Source organism: Segeticoccus rhizosphaerae, from assembly GCF_009192725.1.
Classification (GTDB): Bacteria; Actinomycetota; Actinomycetes; order Actinomycetales; family Dermatophilaceae; genus Segeticoccus; species Segeticoccus rhizosphaerae.
In genome coordinates this window covers 1-9,836 of the sequence record NZ_VOHR01000133.1, presented here as the reverse complement: position 1 = coordinate 9,836, position 9,836 = coordinate 1, and the positions used below count along the sequence as shown (strand labels likewise).

7 protein-coding genes are annotated in these 9,836 nt (G+C 70.9%); all 7 read left to right on the top strand.

Going from position 1 to position 9,836, the window contains the following annotated elements; all coding sequences use genetic code 11:
* Positions 1–679 (top strand): MmgE/PrpD family protein (locus FRW57_RS11895; RefSeq protein WP_162529340.1); only part of this gene is annotated, 679 nt, incomplete at its 5' end.
* A 55-nt stretch (positions 680–734) separates the two neighbouring features.
* The gene (locus FRW57_RS11890; protein ID WP_202911648.1) at positions 735–1,892 is read left to right on the top strand and encodes an acyl-CoA dehydrogenase family protein; all 1,158 of its coding nucleotides are present in this window, start codon (positions 735–737) and stop codon (positions 1,890–1,892) included.
* A 1-nt stretch (position 1,893) separates the two neighbouring features.
* Positions 1,894–2,760 carry an FAS1-like dehydratase domain-containing protein gene (locus tag FRW57_RS11885; RefSeq protein WP_137122767.1) on the top strand — a complete coding sequence of 289 codons (867 nt, stop codon included), beginning with the start codon at positions 1,894–1,896 and terminating at the stop codon, positions 2,758–2,760.
* An 88-nt stretch (positions 2,761–2,848) separates the two neighbouring features.
* Complete coding sequence (locus FRW57_RS11880) at positions 2,849–3,853, top strand: ABC transporter ATP-binding protein (RefSeq protein ID WP_137122768.1); 1,005 nt, start codon at positions 2,849–2,851, stop codon at positions 3,851–3,853.
* A complete protein-coding gene (locus FRW57_RS11875; protein WP_137122769.1) occupies positions 3,853–4,653 on the top strand; it encodes an ABC transporter permease in 801 nt (266 codons plus the stop codon). Before FRW57_RS11880 ends, FRW57_RS11875 begins: the two co-directional genes overlap by 1 nt.
* Positions 4,654–4,840: 187 nt before the next feature.
* Positions 4,841–8,725, top strand: a complete 3,885-nt coding sequence (locus FRW57_RS11870) for a multifunctional oxoglutarate decarboxylase/oxoglutarate dehydrogenase thiamine pyrophosphate-binding subunit/dihydrolipoyllysine-residue succinyltransferase subunit (RefSeq protein ID WP_137122794.1) — start codon at positions 4,841–4,843, stop codon at positions 8,723–8,725.
* A gap of 154 nt (positions 8,726–8,879) precedes the next feature.
* On the top strand, positions 8,880–9,836 hold a 957-nt coding region (locus FRW57_RS11865), incomplete at its 3' end, for a hypothetical protein (RefSeq protein WP_152186081.1).

Sequence of the window (9,836 nt, the reverse complement as noted above, 5' to 3'; positions counted from 1 at the left end):
CGGTGCGACGGCGGACCCGCGTGCGGTCGACGAGTGGCTGCGGTTGCTGGGCGGGCGCCCGGACCGGGTCGAGGCCACCGACTCCGCCAGGCCGGCCGTCCCGGACGGCCTCGCCATCAAGATCTATCCCTGCTGCTACGCTCTGCAGCGGCCGATCAGCGCCCTGCTCGAGGCCGGTGCCACCTCGCTCGACCCGGCCGCCTTGCGACGGATCGTGGTCCGCACTCCCGCCGGCACGGTCGCGCCGCTGGTGCACCACCGACCGCAGACCGGTCTCGAGGGCAAGTTCAGCCTCGAGTATGCCGTCGCGGCAACCCTGCTCGACGGCCAGACCGGTTTCGCGTCCTTCACCGACGAGGCGGTGCGACGGCCGGCAGCCCAGCGCCTGGTGCAGCTGGTCGAGGTCGAGCTGTCCGATGGCGGCGACGGGCTGCTGTCCGGCCGGGTCGAGATCGAGCTGCATTCGGCCGGGACGAGCACCGTGTGCGACCTACGGCTTCCACCCGGGGCACCGCAGCGGCCGCCGACCGGGCCGGAGCTGGCCCGCAAGCTCGAGGACTGCCTCTCCGGCACCGGCCTCGATCCGGCTGCCATCACGTGGGACTCGGCCGCCGCCCTGCTGCACCACCACCTCCCACCCACTGCGCCGGCAACGTCATCGCCCACCTCGCCGACCTGACCGCCGATCCCAGGCACACGTCATACCCAACCCCCGACCCGATGGAGAGCAGCTGATGGAAGGCCTGACCGAGGAAGAGGTCGCCGTCGTCGACACCGTGCGTGATTTCGTGGACCGCGACGTGAAGCCGGTGGCCCAGGAGCTCGACCACACCAACACCTACCCCGAACGCCTCATCGGGACGATGAAGCAACTGGGCATCTTCGGTCTGGCCGTCCCCGAACCCTGGGGCGAGGCAAGGGTTTCCACGCCTTGTTACGTGCTGGTGACCGAGGAGCTGGCTCGCGGCTGGATGAGCCTTGCCGGTGCAATGGGCGGGCACACCGTCGTCGCCAAGCTGCTCATCGACTACGGCACCCGGGAGCAGCAGGACCGCTACCTGCCCCGTATGGCGACCGGAGAGCTGCGCGCGACCATGGCCCTCACCGAGCCCGGTGGCGGGTCCGACCTGCAGGCGATGCGCACCCACGCCCGACGGGAGGGCGACGCGTACGTCGTGGACGGCTCGAAGACCTGGATCACCAATGCCCGCAAGGCCGGTCTCATCGCGCTGCTGTGCAAGACCGACCCCACCGCCGAGCCGGCACACCGGGGCATCAGCATCCTGCTGGTCGAGAAGGGACCGGGGTTCAGCCTGTCCCGCGACCTGCCCAAGCTCGGCTACAAGGGCGTCGAGAGCTGCGAGCTCTCCTTCGACGACATGCACGTCCCCGCCGAAGCGCTCCTGGGGGATGCTGAGGGACAAGGCTTTTCGCAGATGATGCGAGGTCTCGAGGTCGGCCGGCTGCAGGTGGCCGGACGCGCCCTGGGCGTCGCTCGCGCGGCGCTGGAGGACTCGCTGCGCTACGCGCAGGAGCGGGAGAGCTTCGGCCAGCCGATCTGGAAGCACCAGTCGGTCGGCAACTACCTGGCCGACATGGCCACCAACCTGACCGCCGCACGGCAGCTCACGCTGTTCGCCGCCCGGCGGTACGACTCGGGCGAACGCGCCGACCTGGAGGTCGGCATGGCCAAGCTGTTCGCCTCCGAGGCCGCGATGGAGATCGCCCTGTCCGCGGTGCGGATCCACGGCGGTTACGGCTACTCCACCGAGTTCGACGTCGAGCGCTACTTCCGCGACGCGCCGCTGATGATCGTCGGGGAGGGCACCAACGAGATCCAGCGCAACGTCATCGCCGGGCAGCTGGTCAAGCGTGGCACGGTCCGGCCCTGAGATGACCGACTCGACCCCGCTGCTGCGCCGCACCGAGACCCTCGCTCCCGAGCCTGTCGAGTCCCTCGCCGGGGTCCTCGACCTCGACCTCGAACCAGCGGCCACCGCGACGGTGCCGCCGTTGTGGCACTGGCTCTACCTGCTCGACCGGCGACCGCAGCGCGACCTGGGGCCGGACGGGCACCCGAGCTCCGGCATACCGGCTCCTCCCGGCCCCGGCCGGCCGCGCATGTTCGCGGGCGGTCGAGTGACCACCCACGCCCTCCTGCGGCTGGGCGAGGAGGCGACCCGCACCTCGTGGGTCGCCGAGACCCACCAGAAGCAGGGCCGCAGCGGTCCACTCACGTTCGTCACCGTCCGCATCGAGATCGAGCAGCGGGGCCGGCTTGCCGTCACCGAGGAGCAGGACATCGTCTACCGGGCACCCTCCCGCGCCACCCCGGAAACGGCGCCGAGGCGGCAGCGACGACCAGCGGCGACGATGGAGCGGAGCGACCCTGTCGCCGAGAAGCTGCGGCAGGAGCCGCAGCGCCAGCCCTCGCTCGAGCTCGACGTCACCCCCGTCCTGCTCTTCCGCTTCTCGGCGCTCACCTACAACGCGCACCGCATCCACTACGACCGCGAGTGGGTCCGCCGGGAGGGCTACGACGACCTGGTCGTCCACGGGCCCCTGCAGGCGTTGCTCATGGGCGACCTGGCGCGACGCCACGGGGTCTCGCTCCTCGGGCGCGAGTTCGCCTACCGCCTCGTCTCCCCCATGGTCGGACCCCAGCGGCTGCGCGTGCAGGCCGGCGACGAGGGCCTCCACGCCGGAGCGGAGACCCGGTCCGCCGCCGGGCACCTCACCGCCGTCAGCTCCCTGCGCTGAGCGCCGCGCCCTCCCGCGGGGAAGGGACTTGCCCGCACGCGGCGTCAGGATGGTGAGATGGGTCCATGACCGCATTCGGGGCACCGTCATGACCATCGCCGAGACCGACCGACCCGTCGCCGCGAGTCGCGAGGGCCGCCGCATCGAGATCACCGGCCTGACCAAGCGCTTCGGCAGCTTCGTGGCCGTCGACGACCTCAGCTTCAGCGTGGCGCCGGGCCGGATCACCGGGTTCCTCGGGCCCAACGGCGCCGGCAAGACCACGACGCTGCGGATGCTGCTCGGCCTGGTCCAGTCGACCAAGGGCACCGCGACCATCGGGGGTGAGCGGTATGCCGACCTGCCCCGTCCGCTGCAGACCGTCGGCGCCGCCCTCGAGGCCACCAACTTCCACCCCGGACGCACCGGGCGCGACCACCTGCGCGTGCTCGCGGCGAGCGCCGGCATCGGCGACGCGCGCGTCGACGAGCTGCTCGAGCTGGTCGGCATCCCGGCGGTAGCCCGCAAGCGGGCCGGGGGCTACTCGATGGGGATGCGCCAGAGGCTGGGCCTGGCCGCGGCGCTTCTCGGCAACCCCGACGTGCTGATCCTCGACGAGCCGGCCAACGGCCTGGACCCGGAGGGCATCCGGTGGCTGCGCGGTTTCCTGCGTCACCTCAGCGCCGAGGGCAAGACGATCCTCGTCTCCAGCCACATGCTCCAGGAGGTCGAGCAGACCGTCGACGACGTCGTCATCATTGCCAACGGCCGGTTGGTCCGGCAGGGATCGATCGCCGAGCTGCACGGCGACCCGAAGGCCATGGTGCGCACCACCGACGCCGATGCCCTGGCCCGCGCGCTGGCCGCCGGCGGCCTCAGTGCACGGGCGCTCGACGGCCAGCGCCTCGAGGTGGTGGGTGACGACCTGACCCGGATCGGCGACCTCGCTCTCGAGGCGCGGCTGCCGATCCATGAGCTGCGTGCGGACGAGACCGACCTCGAGGCGCTGTTCTTCGCCCTGACCGACTCGCCGGAGAACCGCAACCGCAACCTGGAAGGTGGTGCGGCCGACCACCCCGCCGCCGAGACGCCCGAGGAAGGGGTGATGCGCTGATGGTCGCCACCATCTCCTCGGAGTTCCGCAAGTTCTTCACCACCCGCCTGTGGTGGGGCATGGCCATCGGCACCTTCGTGGCCGCGGCGGCCTTCGCCGGGCTGTTCGGGGCACTCGCCAGCCGGACCGGTCTCGGTGACCCGGCCCAGGGCGGCATACCGCCCATGAGCGACCACCAGATCGCGGTCAACGTCTACTCCTCGGGCGTCTCGGTCGGCTACCTGCTGACCCTGGCCATCGGGGTGCTCACGATCGGCTCCGAGTATCGGCACAAGACGATGACCAGCACCTTCCTGGCCACACCCCGGCGGGTCACGGTGATGTGGGCCAAGGTCATCTCGCTGCTCGGCATCGGCGGCCTCTACGGCGTCGTGTTCATCATCGGGTCGGTGGCCGTCGGGGCGACGGTGCTGTCCGTCCGGGGCATGCCGGCCTTCGCGGGCGCCGGTTCGATCGTCCGCACGCTGGTGCTCATCCTGCTCGTGCTCGGCCTGTGGGCGCTGATCGGGCTGGGGGCCGGCATCCTGATCCCCAACCAGGTCGCCGCGTTGCTCATCGCGATCGGAGTGGCCTGGATCGTCGAACCCATCGCCGGCGCGCTGCTGTCGACCCAGAGCTGGGGCGCGGGTGTGGCCCAGTTCCTCCCGAGCCGGGCCACCACCGCCGTGCTGCAGAGCTACAACGGCGGGGGCGAGGCCGAGCAGCTGTCGTGGTGGGCCGGAGCCCTCGTGCTGGCGGCCTACGCCGCCCTGATGGCTGGGATCGGGTCCGCCCTGACCGTGCGTCGCGACATCTCCTGAGCGCCCGGACCAGGGTCCTCCAGACGCTGCCGCGCGGTGGGGGCGCAAGACGGGCAAGACCACGCGGAGCCGAGCACATGAGAGACACGTCACGGGGCTAGGCTGGGCGTGTTACTGGTCCCGTGACCCCAGACGCAATGAAAGAGGCGCATCCGCCGTGTCAGCCCAGCCACCCAGCAACGACCCGATGGCGGCTTTCGGTCCGAACGAGTGGCTGGTGGACGAGCTCCACCAGCAGTACCTCAAGGACAAGAACTCCGTCGACGAGGCGTGGTGGGAGTTCTTCGCGGCCTACGACCCGGAGACGGGCACCTCCAACGGAGGCACCTCCGCGAGAGCCGACAGCCAGAAGCCCGCCGCCGCGAAGTCCGGCACCCAGAAGCCCAGCACCCCGAAGCCCGGCGATGCCAGGGCTGACGGTGGCCAGCGGGGGGCCGCCGAGTCGGCCGGGGGGTCGTCCACCGGCACCGTCGGGAAGGCGCCCGACACGAAGCCGGCGCAGGCACCCGCCAAGAAGGAGCAGCCGGCGTCCGCCCAGAAGGCCCCGGCGGCTCCCGCCGAGAAGAAGCCCAGCACGCCGGCCGAGGCCGCACCACCGAAGCCCCGCGAGGCACCCGCCCCCAAGGCCGCCGGCCCGCAGAGCGAGTCCGAGATCGTCCCGTTACGAGGTCCCGCGGCCCGCATCGTGGCCAACATGGACGCCAGCCTCACGGTGCCGACGGCCACCAGCGTGCGGGCCGTGCCCGCCAAGCTGCTCATCGACAACCGCGTGGTCATCAACAACCACCTCTCCCGCGGCCGCGGGGGCAAGGTGAGTTTCACCCACCTCATCGGCTACGCCATGGTCAAGGCCCTGGCGACCATGCCGGAGATGAACTACGCGCTCGGCGAGGCGAAGGGCAAGCCGGCCCTGGTCAAGCCTGCCCACGTCAACTTCGGCCTGGCCATCGACCTGCAGAAGCCCGACGGCAGCCGCACCCTCGTGGTGCCCAACATCAAGTCCGCGGAGACGATGGACTTCACCCACTTCTGGAGCGCCTACGAGGAGCTGGTCCGCAAGGCGCGCGACAACAAGCTCGGGGTCGACGACTTCGCCGGCACCACGATCAGCCTGACCAACCCGGGCGGTATCGGCACGGTGCACTCCGTCCCGCGGCTGATGAAGGGCCAGGGCACGATCATCGGGGTCGGTGCGCTGGAGTATCCCGCCGAGTGGCAGGGCGCGAGCACCGAGACGCTCAACCGCAACGCGGTCAGCAAGATCCTCACGCTGACCTCGACCTATGACCACCGGGTGATCCAGGGCGCCGTCTCCGGCGACTTCCTGCGCGTGATCCACCAGCTGCTGCTGGGCGCCGACGGCTTCTACGACGAGATCTTCGAGTCGCTGCGGCTGCCCTACGAGCCGATCCGCTGGATCCAGGACATCTCGGTCAGCCACGACGACGACGTCAACAAGACCGCGCGGGTGCAGGAGCTCATCCACTCCTACCGTGCCCGCGGACACCTGATGGCCGACACCGACCCGCTGGAGTACCGCCAGCGTCGCCACCCCGACCTCGACGTCACCACCCACGGCCTGACCCTGTGGGACCTCGACCGCGAGTTCGCGACCGGTGGTTTCGGCGGCCAGCCGATGCTCAAGCTGCGCAAGATCCTGGGCATCCTGCGTGACTCCTACTGCCGCACCGTGGGCATCGAGTACATGCACATCCAGGACCCCGACCAGCGCCGCTGGATCCAGTCCAAGGTGGAGGTCCCCTATGCGCGCACCTCGTCCGACGAACAGCTGCGGATCCTGCGCCGGCTGAACGCGGCCGAGGCGTTCGAGACGTTCCTGCAGACCAAGTTCGTGGGGCAGAAGCGGTTCAGCCTCGAGGGCGGCGAGTCGGCGATCGCGGTCCTCGACCGGATCCTGTGCCGGGCCGCCGAGGACGACATGGAGGAGGTCTGCATCGGGATGCCGCACCGCGGCCGCCTCAACGTCCTCGCCAACATCGCGGGCAAGTCCTACGGCCAGATCTTCCGCGAGTTCGAGGGCACGCAGGACCCCAAGTCCGTGCAGGGCTCCGGCGACGTGAAGTACCACCTCGGCACCGAGGGTGAGTTCACCTCCGAGGCCGGCAAGGCGACCAAGGTCTACCTTGCGGCCAACCCGTCGCACCTCGAGGCGGTCAACCCCGTCCTCGAGGGCGTGGTGCGGGCCAAGCAGGACCGTCTCAACCTCGCGGGCGAGGCCTTCACGGTGCTGCCGGTGCTGATGCACGGTGACGCGGCGTTCGCGGGTCAGGGTGTCGTCGCCGAGACGCTCAACCTGTCCCAGCTGCGCGGCTACCGCACCGGGGGCACCGTGCACGTGGTGGTCAACAACCAGGTCGGGTTCACGACCTCGCCGTCGTCATCCCGCTCGTCGTTCTACTCCACCGACGTCGCGCGGATGGTGCAGGCGCCCATCTTCCACGTCAACGGCGACGACCCGGAGGCGTGCGTGCGCGTCGCGGAGCTCGCCTACGACTTCCGGCAGAAGTTCAACAAGGACGTCGTCATCGACCTGGTCTGCTACCGCCGGCGCGGGCACAACGAGGGCGACGACCCCTCGATGACCCAGCCGCTGATGTACAGCCTCATCGACGCCAAGCGCTCGGTCCGCAAGCTCTACACCGAGTCGCTGATCGGCCGGGGCGACATCACCGTGGAGGACGCCGAGGCCGCGCTGAAGGACTACCAGCAGCAGCTCGAGCGGGTCTTCGTGGAGACCAAGGAGGCGAGCAAGAAGCAGAGCGCTCCGCCGAGCGACACCAAGACCGACGACGAGGGCGACACGGGCACGGACCGGGAGGGGCACGGCGGCCTGGAGCGGCCCACGGCCCAGACCGACGACGACCAGGCTCCCGTCCAGCACCGGGAGACCGCCGTGCCGGCCACCGTGCTGCGCGAGATCGGCAAGGCCTTCGTCAACCCGCCCGACGGCTTCACCGTGCACCACAAGCTGCAGCAGCTGATGGAGAAGCGCGAGCAGATGACCCAGCAGGGCGGGATCGACTGGGCGATGGGCGAGCTGCTCGCCTTCGGCACCCTGCTCAAGGAGGGCACCCCGGTGCGTCTCGCCGGGCAGGACTCGCGCCGCGGCACCTTCGTCCAGCGCCACGCGGTGCTGATCGACAAGTCCACGGCCGAGGAGTGGACCCCGCTGCGCTACCTGTCCGACGACCAGGGCTACTTCTGGATCTACGACTCCCTGCTGTCCGAGTACGCCGCGATGGGCTTCGAGTACGGCTACTCGGTCGAGCGCCCGGACGCGCTCGTGCTGTGGGAGGCGCAGTTCGGCGACTTCGTCAACGGCGCGCAGACGATCATCGACGAGTTCATCTCCTCCTCGGAGCAGAAGTGGGCCCAGCACTCCTCCGTCGTGCTGCTGCTGCCGCACGGCTACGAGGGCCAGGGACCGGACCACTCGTCGGCCCGCATCGAGCGGTTCACGCAGCTGTTCGCCGAGGACAACATGACGATCGCCTACCCGTCGACGCCGGCGTCCTACTTCCACCTGCTGCGCAGGCAGGCCTACGCGCGGCCACGCCGCCCGCTGGTGGTCTTCACCCCGAAGTCGATGCTGCGGCTCAAGGCTGCGGCGAGCTCGGTGGACGACTTCACGACGGGCACGTTCCGGCCGGTGCTGCCCGACCGGGTCGAGCTCGACGCCCAGCAGGTCGACCGGGTGCTGCTCGCCTCGGGCAAGGCCGTCTACGAGTTGGAGGCGGAGCGCACCAAGCGCAAGGACGACAGGACCGCGATCATCCGGGTCGAGCGGCTCGCGCCGGTGCCGGCTGCCGAGATCGCCGAGGCGGTCAAGGCCTACCCGAACGCCGAGCTGGTCTGGGCGCAGGACGAGCCGATCAACCAGGGGGCGTGGCCCTTCATGGCGCTCAACCTGCCGCAGCTGCTGGCCCACCACGGCGAACAGCGGCCGCTGCGGGTCGTCGCCCGACCGGCCTCCGCGTCGCCGGCGAGCGGCTCGAGCAAGAAGCACGCCCTGGAGGAGCACACGCTCGTGGCGGCGGCCTTCGACCGCTGAGGTCGGCCGGCCGGTGCTCATCCCGGACCGCTTTGCTTCGTCCGGACCGCTTCTGCAGGCGGCGCAAGCGGTCCGGACGGAGCACCGGCCGTATGCCGTGGGCCCGAGGTGTCCGGCCCCGCCCTGTCATCCGGGGACACCTAGACTTTCGCGGGTGAACCCGCCAGAAAGTCCCCTGCCCGTCCTCAACCTGCCCGACGGCTGGACCGCGACTCCGGCCACCCTGGACCACATCGACCACCTGGTCCGTTTGTTGCGCGCCAAGGAGCAGGCGGCCGTCGGCCGGCCCAGTGCCACCGGCACGACCGTGCAGACCGAGCTGGTCGGCTGGGGCGCCCGCCCCCGCGAACATGTCGTGGTCTGGGAGCCCGAGCCCACGCCGGACCAGGGCCCCCTGCAGCTCGGCGAGCACCCGGCACGGGCCTGGGCCAGCGTGCACGACCGTGCCGCCGGTCGCTGCCTCGTGGCCGTGACCGTCGATCCCGAGCTGGACGAAGGCCTGGCGGACCGTCTGGCCGCCGCCCTCTTCGACTGGGCGGCCGAGCAGGGCCGCACGATCGCACGTTCCCGCGGTCTTGCCGGCACGCAGCTGGACAGCGGTGCGTTCGCCGAGGACCGCCGGCAGCAACGCTGGCTCGAGGCCGCCGGCTTCAGCAGGGCGCGCACCTGGTGGCAGATGACCCGCGAGGTCACGCCGGATGAAGGGGCCCCCGGAGCGATGCCCCCGCCCAGACCGGGAGTGGTGGTGCGACGGACCCGCCTCGGCGCCGACGGCCTCCCGGACCTGGACGACGTGCGGGCGGTGCACGACGTGCTCGAGAGCTCGTTCGCCGACCACTTCAACTCCTACCAGGAGACCTTCGAGGAGTTCGTGGTCCGCCAGCGCGAGAACCCCGGTCACCGGTGGGACCACTGGTGGCTCGCCGAGCTCGACGACGGCGACAGCGCCGGGCCGGACGGTTCGCCGGGTGCGGGCCGGCGACCTGCCGGAGCCGTCATCGCGACCACGGTGCCGGGCGGGTTGTCGCCCGAGGGCGACCCCCAGCCGGCGGGCAGCTACATCGAGTACATCGGCGTCCTCGCGAGCGCCCGCGGCCGCGGGGTGGCCAAG